This is a genomic window from Amycolatopsis sp. NBC_01488, assembly GCF_036227105.1.
Lineage (GTDB): Bacteria > Actinomycetota > Actinomycetes > Mycobacteriales > Pseudonocardiaceae > Amycolatopsis.
Genome location: NZ_CP109434.1, coordinates 7,623,419 through 7,647,862, shown reverse-complemented (window position 1 = coordinate 7,647,862; position 24,444 = coordinate 7,623,419). Strand labels below are relative to the sequence as shown.

General features: G+C 73.4%; 7 protein-coding genes. 4 read left to right on the top strand and 3 right to left on the bottom strand.

The features are described from left to right. Nucleotides 1-24 precede the first annotated feature (24 nt). The 4 genes from OG738_RS35980 to OG738_RS35965 all read left to right on the top strand — a co-directional run bounded on the left by OG738_RS35980 (nt 25) and on the right by OG738_RS35965 (nt 19,839). The gene (locus tag OG738_RS35980) at nt 25-18,117 is read left to right on the top strand and encodes a non-ribosomal peptide synthetase (RefSeq protein WP_329047676.1); all 18,093 of its coding nucleotides are present in this window, start codon (nt 25-27) and stop codon (nt 18,115-18,117) included. Continuing rightward, a complete protein-coding gene (gene panD / locus OG738_RS35975) occupies nt 18,102-18,518 on the top strand; it encodes an aspartate 1-decarboxylase (protein WP_329047674.1) in 417 nt (138 codons plus the stop codon). The genes OG738_RS35980 and panD overlap by 16 nt, the downstream gene beginning before the upstream one ends. An 80-nt stretch (nt 18,519-18,598) precedes the next feature. Then, on the top strand, nt 18,599-19,618 hold the full coding sequence (locus OG738_RS35970) for an ABC transporter substrate-binding protein (protein WP_329047672.1): 1,020 nt from the start codon (nt 18,599-18,601) through the stop codon (nt 19,616-19,618). An 11-nt stretch (nt 19,619-19,629) separates the two neighbouring features. Further along, on the top strand, nt 19,630-19,839 hold the full coding sequence (locus tag OG738_RS35965) for an MbtH family protein (RefSeq protein WP_329047670.1): 210 nt from the start codon (nt 19,630-19,632) through the stop codon (nt 19,837-19,839). 279 nt (nt 19,840-20,118) lie between these two features. Here OG738_RS35965 and OG738_RS35960 read toward each other — a convergent pair whose 3' ends face one another. The 3 genes from OG738_RS35960 to OG738_RS35950 are packed head-to-tail and all read right to left on the bottom strand — an operon-like array spanning nt 20,119 to nt 24,443. Further along, nucleotides 20,119-21,870, bottom strand: coding sequence for an ABC transporter ATP-binding protein (locus tag OG738_RS35960; protein WP_329047669.1), 1,752 nt, complete (start codon nt 21,868-21,870; stop codon nt 20,119-20,121). Then, a complete protein-coding gene (locus OG738_RS35955; RefSeq protein WP_329047667.1) occupies nt 21,867-23,531 on the bottom strand; it encodes an ABC transporter ATP-binding protein in 1,665 nt (554 codons plus the stop codon). The genes OG738_RS35960 and OG738_RS35955 overlap by 4 nt, the downstream gene beginning before the upstream one ends. A 54-nt stretch (nt 23,532-23,585) precedes the next feature. Beyond that, nucleotides 23,586-24,443 (bottom strand): hypothetical protein, encoded by an 858-nt coding sequence (locus tag OG738_RS35950; protein WP_329047666.1) that lies wholly within the window; start codon nt 24,441-24,443, stop codon nt 23,586-23,588. Nucleotide 24,444 lies beyond the last annotated feature (1 nt).

Sequence of the window (24,444 nt, the reverse complement as noted above, 5' to 3'; positions counted from 1 at the left end):
GAGCAGCGGGAGGCTGGTCTACCGGTGAGCAACGGTGACGCTCTGCAGGAGGTGGCGGAGCTGGAATTCTGGCGTGACCGGCTCTCCTCGGCGCCGAAGGAACTCGCGCTGCCGGTCGACCGGCCGTACTCCGGCGAGCCCGTCCGCGCCTGGCTGGCCCGGCCGCTGCCCGCGGCCGACGAGCTGACCCTGCTGGCCGCGTTCACCGTGCTGTTGTCCCGTTACGCGGGCACCGCGGACGTCCTGCTCGGGATCGGTTCCCTGGTGCCGCTGCGGGTGGATCTCGGTGGCTCGCCCGGCTTCGCCGAAGTCGTCGAGCGCGTGCGCGCGGCGCGCGAGGAAGCGCTGGCGCACGAAGTCCCGTTCGCCGACCTGGTCGCCGAGGTGGCGCCGGAGCACGGGCGCGGGGGTTCGGTGCTCGTCAGCGTCGGCTTCGGCGCCGAGACGGACCTCCCGCTCGACCTGAACCTGACCGAGGACGGCGCGCACTACCGCGCCGACGTCCTCGACGAGTCCACAGTGGACCGGATGCTCGGCCACCTGGGGAACCTCCTGGCCGACGCGCTGGAGCGGCCACAGCGGCCGGTCGAGCGGCTGGACCCGATGCGAGCGCCGGAACTGCGGCAGCTGCTGGACGAGTGGAACGACACCGACCTCGACCCGCCGCCGGCCACCCTGCCGGAGCTGTTCGCCGCCCGGGTCCGGGCGGCCCCGGACGCCGTGGCGCTCGTGTTCGAGGACCAGGAGCTGACCTACGCCGAGCTGGACGCGCGGGCGAACCGGCTCGCGCACCTCCTCATCGGGCGTGGCGCGGGGCCCGAGCGCGTCGTCGCGCTCGCCGTGCCCCGGTCGGTCGAGATGATCGTCGCCGAGCTGGCCGTCCTCAAGGCAGGCGCCGCGTACCTGCCGGTGGACCCGGACCACCCGGCCGAGCGGATCGCGTTCACGGTGTCCGACGCCGGTCCGGTCTGTGTGGTGACCACTCGCGAGCTCGCCGACCGCTTCGACGGCGAAGTCCTGCTGCTGGACGAAGTCTCGTGGGAGCCCGCGCCGGACCCGGGCGCGGCGATCGTCCCGGCGAACGCGGCCTACGTCATCTACACCTCCGGCTCGACCGGGCGCCCCAAGGGCGTCGTGGTGTCCCACGCCGGTGTCGCGAAGCTCGTCGCGACGCAGTCCGAACGGTTCGGGGTGGGCCCGCACAGCCGGGTCCTGCAGTTCGCGTCGCCGAGCTTCGACGTCGCGTTCTGGGACCTGTGCCTCGGCCTGCTTTCGGGCGGCCGCTTGGTGATCGTCCCCGCCGAACGGCGCGTGCCCGGGCCCGAGCTGGCGGACTACGCGCACGCCAAGGGCGTCGACTTCATGATCCTGCCGCCCGCGCTCCTGGCCGAGTTCCCCGGCGACTGCGACCTGCCGCGCGACAGCGTGCTGCTGGCCGGCACCGAGCGCGTGTCGCCGGAGCTGGTGCGCCGCTGGGCGCCGGGACGGCGGATGTTCAACGCCTACGGTCCCACCGAGGCCACGACCAACTCGACGCTCGGGCTGTGCGACCCGGAGATCGCGCCCGGTTCGGCCGTGCCGATCGGCGTCCCGGACCCGGGTACCCGCGCGTACGTCCTCGACGCGTTCCTCGCGCCGGTCCCGGTCGGCGTCGTCGGCGAGCTGTACCTCGCCGGCTCCGGCCTGGCGCGCGGCTACCTCGGGCGGCCGGGCCTGACGGCGGAGCGGTTCGTGGCCGACCCCTTCGGCACGGGCGGCCGGCTCTACCGCACCGGCGACCTCGTGAAGTGGCTGCCGGACGGCCGTCTCGTTTTCCTGGGCCGCGCGGACGACCAGGTCAAGATTCGCGGCTACCGCATCGAGCTGGGCGAGGTCGAGTCGGTGCTCGCCGAGCACCCGCGCGTCGGCCAGACGGTCGTCGTCGCCCAGGACGGGCAGCTCGTCGCCTACGCCGTGCCGGTGCCCGACCGCGACCAGGCGGCCGAGCAGAGCCACGTCGAGGAGTGGCACGCCGTCCACGAAGAGATGCTCGCCGGATCGACCGGCATCGAGGAGAACTTCGCGGGCTGGAACTCCAGCTACGACGGCTCGGACCTCCCGCTCGAAGAGATGCGCGAGTGGCACGCGGCGACGATCGAGCGGATCCGCGCCCTCCGGCCGAAGCGCGTGCTGGAGATCGGGGTCGGCAGCGGGCTCATCCTGTCCCGGATCGCGCCGGACGCCGAGACGTACTGGGGCGTCGACCTTTCCGAGAGCGCCATCGAGAACGTCCGGCGCGAGGTCGCCGCGACCCCGTTCGCCGATCGGGTTCACCTCGCGGCCCGCCCGGCGCACGACCTGGGCGAGCTGCCGGACGAACCCTTCGACACGGTGATCGTCAACTCGGTCGCGCAGTACTTCCCGAGCGCGGAGTACCTGACCGAGGTCGTCCGGGCCGCGGCCGGTCTCGTGCGGCCGGGCGGCACGATCTTCCTCGGCGACATCCGCAACCTCCGGTCGTTGCGCGCGTTCCGCACCGCCGTCGAGCTGCGGCACGGCCGGGCCGACGTCGCGGCGGTCGACCAGGCGGTCGCGCGCGAGGGCGAGCTGGTGCTCGACCCGGACTTCTTCCCGGCACTGGCCCGGAGCCTGGACAGCTTCGACGACGTCGACCTGTGGGTGAAGCGCGGCGAGGCCCACAACGAGCTGACCCGGCACCGCTACGACGTCGTCCTGCGGAAGGGACCGAAGCCGGACGCGGCCGACGAGCAGGTCGTCGCCTTCGGGGATCTCGGTGCGGTGGAACGGTTCCTGGCCGCCGAGGCGCCCACCCGGCTGCGGGTCACCGGGATCCCGGACGCGCGGCTGACCGGCGAGCTGGCCGCGGTACGCGCGCTGGACGCGGGCGATCCGGCCGCCGCCCGGCAGGCGCTCGAGCGTCGCGACGGCGTCGACCCCGAAGCCCTGCACCGGCTCGGTGACCGGGCCGGCTACCGGGTGGCGGTGACGTGGGCGCCCGAGGGCGGTGAGCTGGAAGCCGTCTTCTCGAGGGGGGAGGACGGCCCCGCTTACCGCCCGGGACGGCAAACCGGCACGCCGGCGTCGTATGCGAACAATCCGGCGGCCCGGCGGGAGACCGGCGCGCTGGTGGCGTCGCTGCGGGCGCACGTGCGCGACCGGCTGCCGCTGTACCTGGTGCCCTCGGCGTTCGTCGTGCTGGACAAGCTGCCGGTGCTCGCGTCGGGCAAGCTCGACCGCAAGGCGCTGCCGAGCCCGGAGCGGTTCACCGCCGGGCCGGGCCGCGCGCCGCGCAACCCCGTCGAGCAGCTGCTGTGCGAGATGTTCGCCGACGTCCTCGGCGTGCCACAGGCCGGCCCGGACGACGACTTCTTCGCCCTGGGCGGCCATTCGCTGTCGGCCACGAGGCTGATCCAGCGCATCCGCGCGGCCGTCGGCGCCGAGGTGCCGGTGCGCGCGGTGTTCGACGCGCCGACCCCGGCCGCGCTCGCCGAGGTGCTGGCCGGGCCGGTGACCGGAACCGAGCGGCGTCCGCTCGCCCGGGGCACCGACCGGCCCGAGCGGCTGCCGCTGTCGTTCGCGCAGCAGCGGCTCTGGTTCCTGCACGGCCTGGAAGGCGGGTCGGCGACCTACAACGTCCCGCTCGTCCTGCGGCTCGCGGGTGAGCTGGACGTCGAGGCGCTGCGGACGGCCCTGCACGACGTCCTCGACCGGCACGAAGCGTTGCGGACGGTGTTCCCGACCGCGGACGGCGTGCCGTACCAGCAGGTCCTGGCCGAAGCGACGGTCGACCTCGACGTCCGTGCGGTGCCGGAGTCCGAAGTGGACAATGCAGTGGACGATCTGGTCCGCGGGGTGTTCGACCTCGGCGCCGGGGTCCCGGTGCGGGCCGCGCTGCTGACCGTCGACGCGCGACGGCACGTGCTGGTCCTCGTCGTGCACCACATCGCCGCCGACGGCTGGTCGCTGGCGCCGCTCTGGCGGGACATCGCCACGGCCTACCGCGCCCGGCTCCGCGGTGACAGTCCTCAGTGGACACCGCTTCCGGTGCAGTACGCGGATTACACGCTCTGGCAGCGGGATCTCCTGGAGGCGGAGGAGTCCGTCCAGCTCGGCTACTGGCGCAGGGCCCTCGACGGCTTGCCCGACCGCATCCCGCTCCCGCTCGACCGGCCGCACCCGGCGGTGTCGGCCCACCGCGGCGAGTTCCTCACCTTCGCCTGGGACGCCGCCCTGCAGGCCGGCCTGGCCGAGCTGGCCCGGACGTGCGGTGCGAGCCCGTTCATGGTCGTGCACGCGGGCCTGACCGCGCTGCTGTCCCGGCTCGGCGGCGGCACCGACATCCCGATCGGCACCCCGATCGCCGGCCGGACCGACCCAGCCCTGGCCGACCTCGTCGGCTTCTTCGTCAACACGCTGGTCCTGCGCGTCGACGCCGGCGGCGACCCGTCGTTCCGCGACCTCGTGGCGCGCGTGCGCGAACGCAGCCTGGACGCCTACGCCCACCAGGACGTCCCGTTCGAGCGGCTGGTCGAGGCGCTGAACCCGGCGCGGTCGCTCGCGCACCACCCGCTGTTCCAGACCATGCTCGCCTGGCAGAACACCCCCGGCGCCGGTGTCGAGCTGCCCGGGCTGACCGTCACCGAGCGGCCCGTCGGCACCGGCACCGCCAAGTTCGACCTCTGGTTCTCCTTCACCGAGCGCGCCGACGGCATCCACGGCCAGGCCGAGTTCAACGCCGAGGTCTTCGACCAGGCCACCGTGACCGGCCTGCTCGACCGCCTCGAAGTCCTGCTGCGCCAGGTCGTTTCCGCGTCGGACCGCCGGCTCGGCAGCCTCGACGTCCTCACCCCGGCCGAACGCGACGCCCTGCCCGCGGTCTGGTCGGGTGCCGTCGAGGACGTCCCCGCGGTCACCGTGCCCGAGCTGTTCGCCGCCCAGGTCGCGCGGACACCCGGCGCCACCGCGCTCGTCTTCGAGGACGAAGAGCTGACCTACGCCGAGCTGGACGCCGTCTCGAACCGCCTCGCCCGGGTGCTGGCCGAGCGGGGCGCCGGGCCCGAGCGGGTCGTCGCCCTGGCGTTGCCGCGCTCGGCGCACCTGGTCACGGCCATCCTCGCGGTGCTCAAGACGGGCGCGGCCTACCTGCCGCTCGACCCGGGCTATCCGGCCGAGCGCCTCGCGTTCATGTTCGAGGACGCCGCTCCCGCGCTGGTGCTGGCCACCGCGTCGACGGCCGTGCCCGGGGCGCTCCTGCTGGACGACCCGGACACCTTGGCCGGCGTCTCGGACACGCCGTTGCTCGACGTCGTGCTCCGGCCGGAGAACCCGGCGTACGTCATCTACACCTCCGGGTCGACGGGCCGCCCCAAGGGCGTCGTCGTGCCGCACGAAGGCATCGTCAACCGGCTGCTGTGGATGCAGGACGAGTACGGCCTGACCGGCGACGACCGCGTCCTGCAGAAGACGCCGTCCAGCTTCGACGTCTCCGTCTGGGAGTTCCTCTGGCCGCTGATCACCGGCGCCACCGAGGTCGTCGCGCGTCCCGACGGCCACAAGGATCCTGCTTACCTGGCCGGGCTGATCCGCGACCGCGGGGTCACGACCGTCCACTTCGTCCCGTCGATGCTCCAGGTGTTCCTGCAGGAACCCGCCGCGGGCGAGTGCACGAGCCTGCGCCAGGTCCTGTGCAGCGGCGAAGCCCTGCCCGCCGACGCGGTCGTCCAGTTCGGCCAGGTCCTCGACGCCGAGCTGCACAACCTCTACGGCCCGACCGAAGCTTCGGTGGACGTCACTGCACACCGGACGTCCACCGAGGACACGTCCGTCCCGATCGGACGTCCGGTGTGGAACACCCGGACCTACGTCCTCGACGCCGCCTTGCGGCCGGTGCCGCCGGGCACCGCGGGTGAGCTGTACCTCGCGGGCGTTCAGCTGGCTCGCGGCTACCTCGGCCGCCCCGGGCTCAGCGCGGAGCGGTTCGTCGCTTCGCCGTTCGATCCGGGAAAGCGGATGTACCGCACCGGCGACCTGGCCCGCTTCCGCCCCGACGGCGTCCTGGAGTTCCTGGGCCGCGGCGACGAGCAGATCAAGATCCGCGGCTTCCGCGTCGAGCCCGGCGAGATCGCCGCGACCCTCGCCGCGCACGACGACGTCGCGCACGCCGTGGTCGTGGCGCGGGAGGACCGGCCGGGCGACGTCCGGCTGGTCGGCTACGTCGTGCCCGCCGACACGGCGAGTACGCCGGACGAAGAGACCGAGCAGGTCGGCGAGTGGCGCGCGCTGTACGACTCGATGTACTCGGGCGACGGCGACGAGTTCGCCGGCTGGAACTCCAGCTACACCGGCGAGCCGATTCCGCGGGCGGAGATGCGGGAGTGGCGGGACGCGATCGTCACGCGCATCCGCGACCTGAACCCGCGGCGCGTCCTCGAGATCGGCGTCGGCACCGGCCTGCTGCTGACCGAGCTGGCCCCGCACTGCGAGTCCTACTGGGGCACGGACTTCTCCGCCGAAGTCATCGCTTCCCTGAGCGAGCGGGTCGCGGGGGATCCAGCACTCGCCGGGTGCGTCGAACTGCGCACCGGCGACGCCGCCGACGTCGCCGGCCTGCCGATCGGGTTCTTCGACACGATCGTGCTCAACTCCGTCGTCCAGTACTTCCCGAGCGGCACCTACCTCGTGGACGTGCTCCGGAAGGCCCTGGACCTGCTCGCGCCGGGCGGCTCGCTCTTCGTCGGCGACGTGCGCGACCTGCGCCAGGTCCGGGCGTTCCACGCCGCGGTGGCGCAGGCGCGCGGCGGCGATGTCGAGCAGAGCCTGGTGCGGGAGAAGGAACTCCTCGTCGCGCCGGAGTTCTTCGCCGGACTCGACGGAGTGGCCGCGGACATCCGCGTCAAGCGCGGCCGCGGCGTCAACGAGCTGACCCAGTACCGCTACGACGTGGTCCTGCGGCCGGGCACCGCCGAACCACAGCTCGTCGAGACACTCGTCTGGGGCACCGAAGTGTCCACTATGGACCAGGTTGCGGACCGGCTCACCGACGGCCTGCGCGTGAACGGCGTCCCGAACGGACGGACCACCGACGGCGTGCAGCCGGAAGACTGGTACGAACTGGGCGAGAACCGGGGTCTCGGCGCGGTCGTCACGTGGTCCGCGGCCGGCGACGGCTCGGTCGACGTTCTCTTCACGACCGGGGATCCCGCCGGTGCCTTCCGGCCCGGGACCGGCTCTTTGCTGTCGTACACGGGCAACCCCGGCCGCTTCCGCCGGATCGCCACCCTCGCGGCGGACCTGCGGACCCTCGCCGCCGACCGGCTGCCGGAGCACATGGTGCCGTCGGCGATCGTCGTCCTCGACGCGCTCCCGGTGACGGCCAGCGGCAAGCTCGACCGCCGCGCGCTGCCGTCGCCCGATCCCGTCGCGCCGACGTCCGACCGCGAACCGCGCACGCCCGTCGAACGGCAGTTGTGCGAGCTGTTCGCCGACGTCCTCGGCCTCCCGCGGGTCGGCCCGGACGACAGCTTCTTCGCCCTCGGCGGCCACTCGCTGCTGGCCACCCGCCTGATCGCCCGCATCCGCACGACGCTGAACGCCGAGCTGGAAGTCCGCTCGGTGTTCGAGACGCCCACCGCCGCCGGCCTCGCCGCGCTGGTCGGCAACGGCACGGCGAGCGCGCGGCCGCCGCTCGTTCCGAGGGACCGGCCGGCGCTCGTGCCGCTGTCCGGCGCGCAGCAGCGGCTGTGGTTCCTGCACCACCTCGAAGGCCCGTCGGCCACCTACAACGTCCCGTTGATCATGCGTCTGGAAGGCGTGGTCGACGTCGAGGCGCTGCGCACCGCACTGTCCGATGTGGTCGCCCGGCACGAAGCCCTGCGGACCCGCTTCCCCCAGCGCGACGGCGTTCCGTACCAGAACGTCATCCCGGCCATCGAGGTCGACCTGCCGGTGCGGGACGTCACCGACCTCGACACCGCACTGACCGGCCTGGTCCGCGGCTCGTTCGATCTCGAGCGGCAGGCGCCGATGCGCGTGGAGCTGCTGCGGCTGGCCGACCGCGAGCACGTCCTGGCCCTGGTGTTCCACCACATCGCCTCCGACGGCTGGTCGATGGCCCCGCTGTGGCGCGACATCGCCACGGCCTACGCCGCCCGGCGCGCCGGCGAATCTCCACAGTGGACGCCGTTGCCGGTCCAGTACGCGGACTACACGCTGTGGCAGCAAGACTTGCTCGGCGCCGAGGACGACCCGGACAGCGTGCTGAGCACGCAGCTGGACTACTGGCGCGAGACCCTCGACGGCCTGCCCGACCGCATCGAGCTGCCCCTGGACCGGCCACACCCGGCGACCGCGACCTTCCGCGGCGAGCTGCACACCTTCACCTGGGACGCCGGGTTGCACGCCCGGCTCACCGAACTGGCGCGGGAGTGCGGCGCGAGCGTGTTCATGGTCGTCCACGCGGCCCTCGCCGCCCTGCTCACCCGGCTGGGCGCGGGCACCGACGTCCCGATCGGCTCACCCATCGCGGGCCGCACCGACCAAGCGCTCGACGACCTCGTCGGCTTCTTCGTCAACACGCTGGTCCTGCGCGTCGACACCGGCGGCGAGCCGTCGTTCCGCGACCTCGTGGCGCGCGTGCGCGAGCGCAACCTCGACGCGTACGCCCACCAGGACGTCCCGTTCGAGCGGCTCGTCGAAGTGCTGAACCCGGCCCGGTCGCTGTCCTGCCACCCGTTGTTCCAGGTGATGATCGCCGGGCAGAACAACGCCCGCGCCGACGTCACCCTGCCCGGCCTGACCGTCACCGAGATCCCGGTGACCACCGGGACGGCGAAGTTCGACCTGGCGATCTCGCTGACCGAGCGCGACGCCGGGATCGCGGGCGTCCTGGAGTTCAACGCCGACGTCTTCGACCACCCGGGCGCGGACGCGATCCTGCGCCGCCTCGAAGTGCTGCTGCGCGCGGCGCTGGCCGAGCCGGACCGCCCGGTCGGCGCCCTCGACCTCCTCGCGGGCGAGGAGCGCGCCCGCGTCCTGACCGAATGGGCCGGATCGCTCGACCCCGCGGGCACCGAGACGTTCCCCGGCCTGTTCGCCCGCCGCGTCGCCGAAGCCCCGGAGGCGATCGCACTCGTCTTCGAAGACGTCGAGCTGACGTATGCCGAGGTCGACGCGCGCGCCAACCAGCTCGCGCACCTGCTTCTCGAACGCGGTGCCGGACCCGAGCGGGTGGTTGCGCTGGCCGTGCCGCGGTCGCTCGAGATGATCGTCGCGGAGCTGGCGGTGCTCAAGGCCGGGGCCGCTTACCTCCCGGTCGACGTCGACTACCCCGGCGACCGGATCGCGTACCTGGTCGAGGACGCGCGCCCGGCCTGCGTCGTCACGACCCGCGAGATCGACGCGAGGCTCCCCACGGAGATTCCGCGCGTGCTCCTCGATGACCCGGCCCTCGACACACTGTCCACAAAGGACCCTTGCGTCGTCGTGAGGCCGGAGAACGCGGCGTACGTGATCTACACGTCCGGCTCGTCGGGACGGCCGAAGGGCGTCGTCCTCCAGCACTCGGGCGTCGCGAAGCTCGTCGCCACCCAGGTCGAGCGGTTCGGGGTGGGCCCGCACAGCCGGGTGCTGCAGTTCGCGTCGCCGAGCTTCGACGTCGCGTTCTGGGACCTCTGCCTCGGCCTGCTCTCCGGCGGCCGCCTGGTGATCGTCCCGGCCGAGCGCCGGGTCGCCGGGCCCGCACTGACCGAGTACGCGCACCGGCACGGCGTGGACTTCATGATCCTGCCGCCCGCGCTGCTCGACGCGCTGCCCGAGGACTGCGACCTGCCGCGGGACAGCGTCCTGCTGGCCGGCACCGAGCGCGTGTCGCCGGAGCTGGTCCGGCGGTGGGCGCCGGGGCGGCGGATGTTCAACGCCTACGGCCCGACCGAGGCGACCACCAACTCGACGCTCGGCGAGAGCGACCCCGTCGAGCGGGCGGACGCGACCGTCGTCCCGATCGGCATCCCCGACCCGGGCACGCGCGCTTACGTGCTCGACGCCGGGCTGCGGCCGGTCCCGCCCGGCGTGGTGGGGGAGCTGTACCTCGCCGGATCGGGCCTGGCCCGCGGCTACCTCGGGCGCGCCGCGCTGACGTCGGAGCGGTTCGTCGCGGACCCGTTCGGCTCGGGCGGCCGCCTCTACCGCACCGGTGACCTGGTGAAATGGCTGCCGGACGGGCGGCTGGTGTTCCTGGGCCGCGCGGACGACCAGGTCAAGATCCGCGGCTACCGCATCGAGCCGGGCGAGATCGAAGCCGTGCTCGCCGAGCACCCGGCGGTCGGGCAGTCCGTCGTCCTCGCGCAGGACGGCCGGCTCGTCGCCTATGCCGTCCCGGCCGCCGGCCGCGACGAAGAAGCGGAGCTGGACCACGTCGGCGAGTGGCGTGAGCTGCACGAGAACGTCTTCACCGAAGCCGCGTCCGGCGGGTGGGAGGAGAACTTCACCGGCTGGAACTCCAGCTACGACGGGTCCGAGATTCCCCTCGGCGAGATGCGCGAGTGGCACGCGGCGACGATCGACCGGATCCGCGCCCTCACCCCGAAGCGAGTTCTCGAAATCGGTGTCGGCAGTGGCCTGATCCTGTCCCGGATCGCACCCGACACCGAAACGTACTGGGGCGTAGACCTGTCCGAACGGGCCATCGCGAACCTGCGACGCGAACTCGCGGCGACGCCGTTCGCGCACAAGGTCCACCTGGCGGCCCGCCCGGCGCACGACCTGGGCGAGCTGCCGGACGAGCCGTTCGACACCGTGATCGTCAACTCCGTCGCGCAGTACTTCCCGAGCGTCGGCTACCTCGCCGAGGTCGTCCGGACCGTCGCCGCCCGAGTCCGGCCGGGCGGGGTGGTCTTCCTCGGTGACGTCCGGAACCTGCGGTCGCTGCGGGCGTTCCGGACGGCGACCGAGCTGCGCCACGGCCGTCGTGACACGGCCGCGGTCGACCAGGCCATCGGGCGCGAAGGCGAACTGGTGCTGGACCCGGACTTCTTCGCCGCCCTGGCCCGCGGTCTGGACGGCTTCGACGACGTCGACCTGTGGGTGAAGCGAGGCCACGCGCACAACGAGCTGACCCGGCACCGCTACGACGTCGTCCTGCGGAAGGCGCCCAAGCCAGGGCCGGTCGACGAAGAGGTCGCGGCCTTCGATTCGCTGACGGGGCTGGAACGGCTCCTGGAAGCGGGTCCGGCGCGGCTGCGCGTCACCGGTGTCCCGGACGCCCGGCTGTCCACCGAGCTGGCCGCCGTCGCCGCACTCGCCGAGGGGGACACCGACGCGGCCTTGTCCGCTTTGGACAGTGCGCCGTCCGGAGTGGACCCCGAGACACTGCAGGAAATCGGATCCCGCCTGGGCTATCGCGTGTACGCGGCACCTGCGCACGAGGGCACCCTGGACGTCGTGTTCACCACCGGTGAGTCGACCCGGATCCACCGCGCGCGTGCGGTCCGGGCCGCCCTGGACACGCTCGGCAACCACCCGGCCGGGCAACGCGACACCAGCGCCCTCGTCTCAGCACTGCGGGCGCACGTGCGCGACCGGCTCCCGCAGTACATGGTGCCCTCGGCGTTCGTCGTCCTCGACCGGCTGCCGCTGCTCGCCTCCGGCAAGCTCGACCGCCGCGCGCTGCCGAGCCCGGACAAGCAGGCCGTCACCGCGGAGCGCGCGCCGCGGACCCCGGTGGAGGAAGTCCTCTGCGGACTGTTCGCCGAGGTCCTCGACACCGCGTCGATCGGCGTCGACGACGACTTCTTCGCCTTGGGTGGGCACTCCCTCATGGCGACGCGCCTGGTCGCGCGGCTGCGCGCGGTGTTCGGCGTCGAACTGCAGGTGCGGTCGGTGTTCGAGACGCCGACCGTCGCCGGCCTGGCCGCGCTGCTGTCCACATCGGACACCGCGGTCGCCCGGCCCGCGCTGGAACGCGTGGAGCCGCGGCCGAACGCCTTGCCGCTGTCGTTCGCCCAGCAGCGGCTGTGGTTCCTCCACCGGCTGGAGGGTCCGTCGGCGACGTACACCATGCCGACCGCGGTCCGGCTGACCGGCGCCCTCGACGTCTCCGCGTTGAAGCTCGCCCTGTCCGATGTGGTCGAACGCCATGAAGCCCTGCGCACGGTCTTCCCCGAGATCGACGGCGAAGCACGGCAGCAGATCCTCGCAGGCGTCACGGTCGACCTCCCGGTTCGTGCGGTCACCGAATCCGCCCTCGCCGACACGGTGTCGCAGGCGGCCCGGGTGACTTTCGAACTGGAGTCGGAGCTCCCGCTGCGGGCCGAGCTGCTGCGGCTCGGCGCGCGCGAGCACGTCCTGGTGCTGGTGTTCCACCACATCGCGTCGGACGGCTGGTCGACCGCGCCGCTGTGGCGCGACCTCGCGACGGCCTACACCGCCCGGCAGGCCGGTGACGCTCCTCAGTGGACCCCGCTGCCGGTTCAGTACGCGGACTACACGCTGTGGCAGCGGGACGTCCTCGGCGAGCCGGTCATCGAACCGCAGCTGGCCTACTGGCGCGAAACCCTCGCCGGCCTGCCGGAGCGCATCGAGCTGCCGACCGACCGGCCGCACCCGGCGGAGGCGTCCTACCGGGGTGAGCAGTTCGCGTTCGGCTGGGACGCCGACCTCCACAGTGGACTCGTCGAGCTGGCCCGCGCCTGCGGTGCCAGCGTGTTCATGGTCGTGCACGCCGGGCTCACCGCCGTGCTCACCCGGCTGGGCGCGGGCACCGACATCCCGCTCGGCACGTCCATCGCCGGCCGGACCGACCAAGCCCTCGACGACCTCGTCGGCTTCTTCGTCAACACGCTCGTGCTGCGCGTCGACACCGGCGGCGACCCGTCGTTCCGCGACCTCGTCGCCCGCGTGCGGGAGCGCAGCCTGGACGCCTACGCCCACCAGGACGTCCCGTTCGAGCGGCTGGTCGAGGCGCTGAACCCGGTGCGCTCGCTCGCGTACCACCCGCTGTTCCAGACGATGCTGGCCTGGCAGAACACCGCCGTCGCCGACCTCGCGCTGCCCGGCCTGACCGTCGCGGAGGAACCGGTCCGCACCGGCACCGCCCGCGCCGACCTGACGTTCTTCGTCGGCGAGCGGCCCGGCCACCAGGCCGGGATCCGCGGCACGGCGGAATACAACAGCGACGTCTTCGACCGTGCGAGCGTCGAAGCGATCCTCGACCGGCTCCGGACGCTGCTGCGGGCCGCGGTGGCCGATCCGGACACCCGGATCGGCGCGATCGACCTGCTGACCGCCGCCGAACGCGAGCAGCTCGCCGCCGGTCCCGCGACGCCCCTGCCCGCGGAGACGACCGCCGAGCTGTTCGCGGCCCAAGTAGCTCGTACCCCGGACGCCACCGCGCTCGTGATCGGCGAAGAGCACCTGAGCTACGCCGAACTGGGCACGCGGGCCATGACGCTCGCCCGGGCACTGCTCGCTCGGGGCGCGAAGCCCGAACGCGTGGTGGCCGTGGCGCTGCCGCGCTCGGCCGACCTGGTCGTCGCACTCCTGGCGGTGCTCAAGACCGGCGCGGCGTACCTGCCCCTGGACCTCAACCACCCGGCCGAGCGAGTCGAGCTGATGCTGACCGACGCCGACCCGCACCTGGTCATCGCCGAAGACGGCTTCGGCGACAGGCTGGTCCGGCCGGGCGACACCGGGCCCGAACCGGCGTGGCCGTCGATCAGCCCGGACCACCCGGCGTACGTGATCTTCACGTCCGGCTCCACGGGACGCCCGAAGGCGGTCGCCGGGACCCAGCGGGCGCTGGCCAACCGGCTGCACTGGGGCCGGGACGTCGCCGAAGGCGTTCGCGTCGCGAAGAGCGCGCTGACGTTCATCGACGGCTCGACCGAGCTGCTCGGCGGGCTCGTCGCGGGCGACCCGGTGGTCCTCGCCGACGACGCGACGGCCACCGACCCGCCCGCGCTCGCCGAGCTGGTGCGCACGTCCGGTGCGCAGGTGCTGACGGTCGTGCCGAGCCTCCTCGAGAGCTTCGCCGACGACGGTCCGGTCGACGCGTTCGACGCCGTGACCACGTGGATCACCAGTGGCGAACCGCTTTCCGAGGCGCTTGCGGAGAAGGTGGCGCGTCGCTGGCCGTCCGCGAAGCTGGTCAACCTGTACGGCTGTTCCGAGGTCGCGGGCGACAGCCTGGCCCAGGTCTGCGGGCCGGTGGCGATCGGGCGGCCGGTCGCGAACACCCGCGCGTACGTCCTCGACGCGGCGCTGCGGCCCGTGCCGCCGGGTGTCCGCGGCGAGCTGTACCTGGCCGGCGCCGGGCTCGCGCGGGGCTACCTCGGCCGCCCGGCGCTCACCGCGGAACGGTTCGTCGCGTCGCCGTGCGAACCGGGGGAGCGGATGTACCGCACCGGCGACGTCGTCCGCCGGCGTCCGGACGGCGCTCTCGAATTCCTCGGCCGGGCGGACCAGCAGATCCAGATCCGCGGGTTCCGCGTCGAACCGGGCGAGGTCGAAGCCGCGCTGACCGCCGACACCGCGGTGGCCCGTGCGGTGGTGATCGCCCGCTCCGAGCGCCTGATCGCCTACGTCGTGCCGTCCGGGGACAGTGCCGACCCGACGGCACTGCGCGCCTCGCTCGGCGAGCGGCTGCCCGAGTACCTGGTGCCCTCGGCGATCGTCGTCCTGCCCGCACTGCCGGTGAACGCCAACGGCAAGCTCGACCGCGCGGCCCTCCCCGACCCTCGGGCCCGCACGTCCGGCCGGGTCGCGCGGACCCCGGCCGAGCAGGCGCTGTGCGACCTCTTCGCCGACGTCCTCGGCGTTTCCCAGGTCGGCCCGGACGACGGGTTCTTCGCACTCGGCGGGCACTCGCTGCTGGCGACGCGGCTGGTCAGCCGGATCCGCGCGCTGCTCGGCGTCGAGGTCCCGATCCGCGCGGTGTTCGACGCGCCGACCCCGGCCCGCCTGGCGCGCCTGCTCGACCCGGGCCGCGAGAGCCGGCCCGCGCTGGTCCCGGTGGAGCGGCCCGAGGTGCTGCCGCTGTCGTTCGCCCAGCAGCGGTTGTGGTTCCTCGACCGCCTGGACGGGTTGAGCGCGACCTACAACATCCCGTGGGCGTGGGAGCTGAGCGGAACCGTCGACGTCGAAGCCTTGCGGGCGGCACTCGGTGACGTCGTCGCCCGGCACGAGATCCTGCGGACGATGCTGGTCGAGGACCGCGGAACGCCGCGGCAGGTCGTGCTGGATCCCGGCGACGCTCGCGCCCGTCCGGAGCTGGTCACCGAAACGGTGGCCGACCTCGACGAGCGGGTCACCGCCGCGGCGTCGTACTGCTTCACCCTCGACGCCGAGATCCCGGTCCGCGCCACGCTCGTCTCGGCCGGGCCGGAGCGGCACGTGTTCGTGCTGCTGGTGCACCACATCGCCGGTGACGGCTGGTCGCTGCCGCCGCTGAAGCGCGACCTCGACACCGCCTACGCCGCGCGCCTGCGCGGTGAGCGTCCACAGTGGACGCCGTTGCCGGTTCAGTACGCGGACTACACGCTGTGGCAGCGCGAGCTGTTCGGCCGGGCCGGTGACCCGGACAGCGTCCTCGGGCGGCAGGCGGCGTTCTGGCGTGCCACGCTCGCGGGGATCCCCGACGAGCTGGCGCTCCCGGCGGACCGGCCGCGACCGGCCCGTTCGACCAACCGCGGCGCCGCCGTGCCGTTCACCGTGCCCGCCGGTGTCCACAGTGGACTGCGCGCGCTGGCCAACGGCAGCGACACCAGCGCGTTCATGGTGCTGCAGGCAACCGTCGCGGCCCTGCTCACCCGGCTCGGCGCGGGCACCGACATCCCGCTGGGCACGCCGGTCGCCGGCCGCGCCGACCACGCGCTGGAGGACCTCGCCGGGTTCTTCGTCAACACGCTCGTCCTGCGCACGGACACCGCGGGCGACCCGACGTTCCGGGAGCTGCTGGACCGCGTCCGGGAGGCCGACCTGGCCGCGTACGCCCACCAGGACGTGCCGTTCGAGCACCTCGTCGAGCTGCTCAACCCGGCCCGGTCGCTGGCCCGGCACCCGCTGTTCCAGGTCATGCTCGCGGTCTACCACTCGGATTCGGAGCCGGAACGGCTGCTCGGCCTCGAAGCGTCCTATCGGGACACCGGGCTGCGGCAAGCGAAGTTCGACCTGTCGTTCGACCTGGTCGAAACGGCCGACGGCATCGACGGCGACCTCGAGTTCAGCCTCGACCTGTTCGACGAGCCGGCCGCCCGGACGCTCGCCGAGCGTCTGGTGCGGCTGATGGCGGCCGTCGTCGCGGACCCGGACCGGCCGCTGAGCCGCATCGACGTGCTCGGTCCGGCGGAGCGCCACCGGATCGTCGCCGAGTGGGGGCGGGGCGAGCCGCTGCCGACGTCGGCGCCCACGGTCGTCGACCGGCTGGCGGCGCAGGTCGCGGCGACACCGGACGCGACCGCCCTCAGCGACGCGGACCGCAGCGTCACCTTCGCGGAGTTCGCGGCCCGCACCGATCGCCTCGCCCGGTGGCTGGCTTCCCGGGGTGCGGCTCCGGAGCGGGTCGTCGCCTTGCTGCTGCCGCGGTCCGCCGCCGTCGTCGAGGCGATCTTCGGCGTGTTCAAGACGGGCGCGGCGTACCTGCCGATCGACCCGGACCAGCCGATCGAGCGGATCACGGCGATCCTCGCCGACGCCGGGGCCGCGCTCGTGCTCACCAGCCGCGCACTGGCGTCACGGCTTCCCGGGGCTTTGTCCATCGAGGACATTGTGGACAGTGACACGCCACTGACCGCACCGTCGCCCGCCAACCCGGCGTACGTGCTCTACACGTCCGGCTCCACGGGCACGCCGAAAGGCGTGGTGATCCCGCATTCCGGGCTGGTGAACCTGTTCCACAGCCACCGCGAGACGCTCTACCGCCCGGCGGTCGCCGCGGCCGGCGGACGACGGCTGCGGATCGGGCACGCGTGGGCGTTCTTCTTCGACGCCTCCTGGCAGCCACAGCTGTGGCTGCTCGACGGGCACGAGGTGCACGTCGTCGACGACGGCACGCGCCGCGACCCCGACCGGCTGGCCGCGGTGGTGCGCGAGCGCCGGCTCGACTTCCTGGAACTGACGCCGTCGCACTTCGCGCAGGTCGCCGCGGCCGGGGTCGTCGAAGACGGCGAGTGCGCCCTCGGGATCGTCGGCGTCGGCGGTGAAGCGGTGTCCCAGGCACTGTGGGAGCAGCTGCGGTCGATGCCGGAAACGGCGGCGTACAACCTCTACGGCCCGACCGAGGCCACTGTGGACGCTCTGGTCGGCCGGTTCGCCGACGCGGAGCGCCCGGTCATCGGGCGCCCGGTGCACAACGCCCGCGCGTACGTCCTCGACGGCGGCCTGGGCCCGGTCCCGGCCGGCGTCCCCGGCGAGCTGTACCTGGCCGGTGCGGGGCTGGCCCGCGGCTATCACGGGCGTCCCGCGCTCACCGCCGACCGGTTCGTCGCCGACCCGTTCGGGCCGCGGGGGGAGCAGATGTACCGCACCGGCGACCTGGTGCGGTGGCGGCCCGACGGGCAGCTCGAGTACCTCGGCCGCACCGACGACCAGGTCAAGATCCGCGGCTTCCGGATCGAGCCGGGCGAGATCGAGGCGGTCCTGGCGCGCCACGACGACGTCGAGCAGGCGCTGGTCGTCGTCCGCGAGGACCGGCTGGTCGCCTACCCGACCCCGGCGACGGCGGATCCCGCGCGGCTGCGGGAGTTCGTGGCGCGGTCGCTGCCGGAGTACATGGTGCCTGCGGCGATCGTCCCGCTCGACGCGTTTCCCGTGACGCCCAACGGGAAGCTCGACAAGGCCGCCCTGCCGGTGCCCGAATTCGGGGCTCGCGGCCGGGCGCCCGAGACGCCGTTGGAGAAGGCCCTCTGCGAAATCTTCGCGGAGGTGCTGGACGTCTCGGCCGTCGGCGCCGACGACGACCTGTTCGCCCTCGGCGGGCATTCCCTGCTGCTGGTGGTCCTGCGCGACCGGATCGCCGAGCGGCTCGGGACCGCGGTCCCGATCGCCGAGTTCTTCCGCACCCCCACCGTGGCCGGCCTCGCCGCGCTGCTGACCGAGACACGAGGAAGCCGATGCAGCGCACCCTGATGAACGCCAAGATCCACCGGGCCACCGTCACCCAGGCCGACCTGCACTACGTTGGCTCGCTGACCATCGACGCCGACCTGATGGCCGCCGCGGACATCGTCGAGGGCGAGCGCGTTCAGGTCGTCGACATCACCAACGGCGCCCGCCTGGAGACCTACGCCATCACCGGCGAGCCGGGCACCGGCGTCATCGGCGTCAACGGCGCGGCCGCGCACCTCGTGCACCCCGGCGACCTCGTCATCATCATCACCTACGCCCAGGTCGACGAGGCCGAGCGCGCCGGGCACCGGCCGCGGGTGGTGCACGTGGACGCGGACAACCGCCAGGTCCACCTGGGCCACGACCCGGCCGAGCCGGTGCCCGGCGCGCAAGCGCAGCTCTCGGGCCGGGGTGGGCGCTGACACAGCGAAGTCCCGGCGGTTGCTTTTCGTAGGGTGCCCTAAATAAGGTGTGCCTATCCTAAAAGCTGCGAGAGGTGCTCATGTCCGTGTTTCAAGGCGCCGCCGGGCTCAGCCGGCGCGGATTCCTGATCGGGGCGGGCGGGCTCGCCGCGGCCGCCGCGTTGACCGCGTGCGGCAGCGACGGCAAGCCCGCCGCCTCCTCCGGCCCGTGGGAGTTCACCGACGACCGCGGCCAGAAGGCGTCGCGCGACCAGCGCCCGGCGCGGGTGGTGGCCTACGTCAGCTCCGGGGCCGCGCTGTGGGACTACGGCGTCCGCCCGGTCGGCGTGTTCGGCCCGCAGAAGACGGCCGACGGCGGCAAGGAGATCCAGGCCGGCAACATCGACCTGACCGCCGTCACGTCGATCGGCAACGCGTGGGACGACTTCAGCATGGAGAAGTTCGCGGCCACGAAGCCGGACCTGGTGATCACCGGCCTCACCGGCGCCAAGCCGACCGACCTGTGGGTGCTCAAGGACGACCTCGGCACCAAGGTCCAGCAGGTCGCGCCGATCGTCGCGCTCTCGGAGTACAAAGTCACGCTGCCGAAGGTGATCGAGCGGTACGAACAGCTCGCGGTGGCGCTCGGCGGCGACGCGAACTCCGACGTCATCAAGAAGGGCAAGGACGACTTCCGGCAGGCGTCCGACGACCTCGAGGCCGCGATCAAGGCCAAGCCGGGCCTCAAGGTGCTCGTGGTGTCCAGCGACAAGGACAACCTGTACGTCGGCAAGCCGGAGTTCTTCGCGGACCTGGCGTACTACCGCGACCTGGGCCTGGACATCGTCAACGGCGGCGGCACGGACGACTACTTCGAGACGCTCAGCTGGGAGCAGGCCGGCAAGTACCCGGCCGACCTGATCCTGACCGACAGCCGCACGTACGCGCTGTCGCGCCGGCAGATGGCGCAGTTCCCGACGTGGGCGCAGCTGCCCGCGGTGAAGGCCAACCAGCTCGCCGACTGGTCGACCGAACCCCGCTTCAACCCGGTGCTCGCGGCCCCGGTCATCCGGAAGCTGACCGAGGTCGTCCAGGGCGCCCGCACGGACATCACCGCCTGAGGAGGCCTGCCATGACCAACCCGTTCGAAGACCCGTCCGGCACGTACCTGGTGCTGGTGAACGCCGAGAACCAGCACAGCCTGTGGCCGGAGTTCGTGGACGTCCCGGCCGGCTGGACGGTCACGTTCGGCCCGGCGGGGCGCCAGGAGTGCCTGGATCACGTGGAAGCGAACTGGACGGACATGCGGCCCAAGTCCCTGGCCGACGCCATGGACCACTGACCATCCCCGACCCGACCCGACCCGACCCGACACGCCGGAAGCCCGCGTGGCTCCCGGCGTGTCGTCCGCCCAATCACGAGTGATGCCCCTCCCATCACCCGTGATGCCCTCTCAATCACGAGTGATGCCCCTTCGGCCACGCGAGTTCCGCGCCCCATCACGCGAGATCCGCGCCCCATCACGCGAGTTCCGTCTCGAATCACGCGAGTCCCGTGTTCCGGAAGGGGCGACACACGTGATCAGAGGGTCGACTCGCGTGATTCAGGGGACGACACGGCGTCAGGCGCGCTGGCCCGACCAGGCCGCCCAGAGCGTCGCATACTGACCGCCCGCCGCGACCAGCTCGTCGTGCGTGCCGGACTCGACCACCGCGCCCGCGTCGAGGACCACGATCCGGTCGGACGCCGCCGCCTGCGTCAGGCGGTGCGCCACCACCAGTGCCGTCCGGCCTTCGAGGGCCGCCGCGGCCGACGACTCCAGGATCCGCGAGCCCGCGCTGCCCGCCTCGGCCGTGGCCTCGTCGAGGATCGCGATCGGCGGGTCGGCCAGCACCAGGCGGACCAGGGCGAGCTGCTGCGCCTGCGTCACGGTCAGCTGGTGACCGCCCTCGCCGACGACCGTCGCGAGCCCGGACGGCAGACTGTCCACCCAGGACAGTGCGCCCACCTTCGCCAGCGCCGCGCGCAGCTCCGCCTCGGACGCCGACGGGCGCGCGAGGCGGAGGTCGTCGGCCAGGGGGCCCGCGAAGACGTGGACTTCCTGGCTGATGAGCGCGACCGTGCGGCGCGTGGCCTCGGGGCCGAGTTCGTCCAGGGGAACCCCGCCGAGCGTCACCGAACCCGACGACGGCCGGTGGATCCCGGCGATCAGCTTGGCCAGCGTCGTCTTCCCGGCCCCGCTCGCCCCGACCAGCGCCACCCGCTCGCCGGGTGCGACCCCGAGGTCGATGTCCCGCAGCGCCGGATGACCGTCCACATAGGAGTAACCGGCCGCTGCCGTCTTCACCGAGGCGTCCACCGGCCGCGCCGGCCGCGCGGGGGACGCCTCGGCGGGCAGGTCGGCGACGCCGATCAGCCGCGCGAGCCCCGCCGCGGCCGCCTGCGCGTCGTCGACCAGGGCCAGCGCCGTCGTGATCGGGCCGAAGAGGCTGTGGAAGTAGAGCGCCGCCGCCGTCGCGACCCCGACCGTCACCGCGTCCGCCCCGACGAGCAGGAACCCCACGGCCAGCACGGCGGACAGCCCGACGAACTCCGCCAGGTTCAGCCGCGCGTAGAACCGCGTCACCAGCCGGATCCCGCGCAGCGCCAGGTCGACGGCCGTGTCGGAGCGCGTGCGCACCCGGTCGAGATGCGTGTCCGCGAGCCGGAACGCGCGGACGGTCTTCGCGCCGCCGATGGTGTCCAGCAGCTGCTGCTGTTGCGCCCCGACCGCCTCGCGCTGGCTCGCGTACAGCGGCTTCGCGCGCGGCACGTACCAGCGCACGGTCCACAGCTGGATCGGCACGGCGACCAGCGCGGCCAGCAGGAACCGCCAGTCCAGCACCGCCAGCGCGCCCAGGGTGAGCACCACCGTCAGCACCGACCGGCCCAGCTCCGGCAGCGCCTGCCGGACGGCTTCCGCGACGACCGAGACGTCGTTCGTCACGCGCGTGGTGAGATCGCCGGACCCGGCCCGTTCGAGCTGGTCGAGCGGCAGCCCGAGGGCTCGCTCGATGAAGCGTTCGCGCAGCTCGGCGAGGATCGTCTCGCCCAGCCGCGCCACCAGCGACACGCCGATCGCGGTCGCGATGGCCTGTCCCACCGCGACCAGGACCAGCCCGGCGACCGGCGTGACGAGCTCGGCCGCCGGCCGCCGCGTCGCGACGACGTCGACGACCCGGCCGAGCAGGGGAGCGGTGAGCAGCCCGATCGCGGTGGCCGCGACCAGCGTGGTGAACGCGGCCGTCGCGCGGCCCTTCGACCGGCCGGCGAGCTCGCCGACGACGGCGCGGATCCGGCGGCCGTCGGCCACGGGGAGGAGTTCGCGGGTCAAGACAGCACCGCCGCCCGGTAGTCGGCGCGACCGGCCAGCTCGGCGTGGCTGCCCTCGCCGGCGATCCGCCCGTCGTCGAGGAGGACGACGCGGTCGGTCGCGGCGAGCAGCGCCGGGCTGGTGGTCACGAGGATGGTCGTGCGGCCGCGCCGCAGTGCGGCCAGGCCCGCGGCGATGCGGGCCTCGGTGACGGTGTCGACGGCGGTCGTCGGATCGTGCAGCACGAGCACCGGCGCGTCGAGCGCGAGCGCGCGGGCGAGCGCGACCCGCTGGCGCTGCCCGCCCGACAGGGAGCGGCCCCGTTCGGTGACGGCGGTCGCGACGCCGTCGGGCAGCGCGGCGGCCACCTCGTCGACGGCGGCCGCGGTCACCGCTTCTTCGGCGAGCGGCCCGGTTCCGAAGTTCTCGGCGACGGTCCCGGCGAACAGGTCCGCGTCGTGCGCGGCCACCAGCACCACCTCGCGCACCCGGCTCGGGTCCACAGTGGACAGATCGACCGCGTCGACCGACACCGAGCCGGTCGCGGGGTCGGCGGCGCGGCCGAGGCAGTCGAGCAGGTCGGTCGCGGCGGCCGGATCGGTGGCGACGACGCCGAGCAGCTCGCCCGGGCGTGCTTCGAAGTCGACGTCGCGCAGTGCGCCCCGGCTCAGCGCGGACAGCCGCACGTGCCCGGCGGCCGGGGACGGCAGCGTCGCTTCACCGGTGTCGACCGCGGGTGGCGCGTTCAGCACGTCGGCGATCCGCCCGGCCGACGCGCGGCCTTGCGCCAGCTCGCCGTTGACCCACGAGAAGATCGAGAACGGCGTGATCAGGTACTGCGCGAGCCCGACCGCGGCGACGAGGTCGCCGACGCTGATGTCGCCCGCCGCCGCGAGGTTCCCGCCGACGAGCGCGACGACGGCGATGAAGATCCCGGTCAGCGCAAGCAGTGCGCCGTTGTGCCAGGCCTGGGCGCGCGCGGCGCGCAGGGTCGCCTCGAGCGAGTCCTGGCTGGTGCGGCGGTAGCGGTCGACGGCGGCGCGTTCGGCCCCGACGCCCTTGAGCACGCGCAGCCCGGCGACGAGGTCGGTGGCGATGCCGGAGGCGAACGCGGATCGCTCCTGCTCGGCTTCGCTGCGGCGTTCGAGCGGCTTGCCGATCAGGTGGGCCAGGTACAGCATCGGCGGCGTCCCGAGCAGCACCAGCAGGCCGAGCGGGACGCTCATGGTGAGCAGCACGACCGCGCTGACCAGCAGCCCGGCCAGGCCGGCGACGCCGAACGGCAGGACGCCGCCGAGCTGCCCGACCCGCTTGGCGTCCGCCGTCCCGATGCTCACCAGCTCGCCCGCGAGGGCCTCGGCGCCGCCGCCGGGGTGCAGCACGCGGCGCCCGACGTCGAGGCGCAGGTCGTGGGCGGCGCGCTCGGCGGCGCGCTCGCCGAAGCGGGCGCCGAGGCGGTAGCTGGTCGACAGCGCGGCGAAGAGCACGCCCAGCACCGCCAGCCAGCAGACGAGGGTGCCCGCCGAGCCCCCCGCGACCGCCTGGTCGATCACCACGCCGATCACCACCGGCACCAGCGCTTCGCCACCCTGGTGGCACGCGGTCAGCAGCGCGGCGAGCGCCACCGATCGTCGTTGCCCGGTGATCGAACGGCGGAGGACTGCCCGTCCGGTCGTGCTCACCCGCGCCTCCCTGTCCTGTCGTGGGATTAGGTAAGGCTAGTCTAAGTAAAGAAGTTACGGGAGCACGGTCGGCTTCGTCTCACTTCCCTCCGTCGCGGGCTCGCCGAAGCGGGCCAGCGCGAGCGCGGCGGCCACGGCGAGGACGAACCCGGCGATCGCGACGACCGCGAACCCGGGCCGGGTGCGGTCGCCGAGCACGAGCACGCCGACCAGCGACGGGAAGACGGTCTCGCCGAGCACCATCATCGCGGTGCTGGTGGTGACGCTGCCGCGTTGCAACGCCGTCGCGTAGAAGAGCATCGCCATGCCGCCCGCGACCGCGACGGTGTAGGTGGCGGGGTCGGTGAGCAGGTCCAGCGGGGCGAGGCTGGGGATGATCCGCCCGGCGATGGCGACGACGCCGAAGCTCAGCCCGGCGACCAGCCCGAGCGCGGGCGTCCGGACGTGCCGGCTCGTCTTGCCCGCGACGATCCCGGCGCCGGCCAGCACCACGACGGCGCTGATCAGCCCGAGCCGGAAGCCGAGCCCGACCGGGTCGGAGCCTTCGCTCTCGGCGGCCGCGCCGAGCAGTCCCAGCCCGGCGCACACGACGGCGACGGCCAGCCACTCTCGTCTGCCGAGGCGCACCCCGAGGAACCGCGCGGCGACGGCGGTCACGGCGAGGCTGGCAGCGAGCGCGGCCTGCACGACGAACAGCGGAAGGACGTGCAGGGCGGCGATCTGCGCGACGAACCCGAGGAGGTCCAGCGACAGGCCGAGCACGAACTTCCACTGGCCGAGGACGCGGACGAGCAGCTTCGGGTCGACGCCGTCGGCGCCGGTGTCGGTCGCCTTGGCCGCGACCGACTGCATCACCGAAGCCACGCCGTACGCGATCGCCGCGCCCAGGGCGCAAAGCAGTCCCCACCACATG

Bases quoted from the DNA above. Each gene is read 5' to 3' on its own strand.
- panD (WP_329047674.1), top strand. From the start codon at position 18,102: ATGCAGCGCACCCTGATGAACGCCAAGATCCACCGGGCCACCGTCACC.
- OG738_RS35970 (WP_329047672.1), top strand. From the start codon at position 18,599: ATGTCCGTGTTTCAAGGCGCCGCCGGGCTCAGCCGGCGCGGATTCCTG.
- OG738_RS35965 (WP_329047670.1), top strand. From the start codon at position 19,630: ATGACCAACCCGTTCGAAGACCCGTCCGGCACGTACCTGGTGCTGGTG.
- OG738_RS35950 (WP_329047666.1), bottom strand. From the start codon at position 24,443: ATGTGGTGGGGACTGCTTTGCGCCCTGGGCGCGGCGATCGCGTACGGC.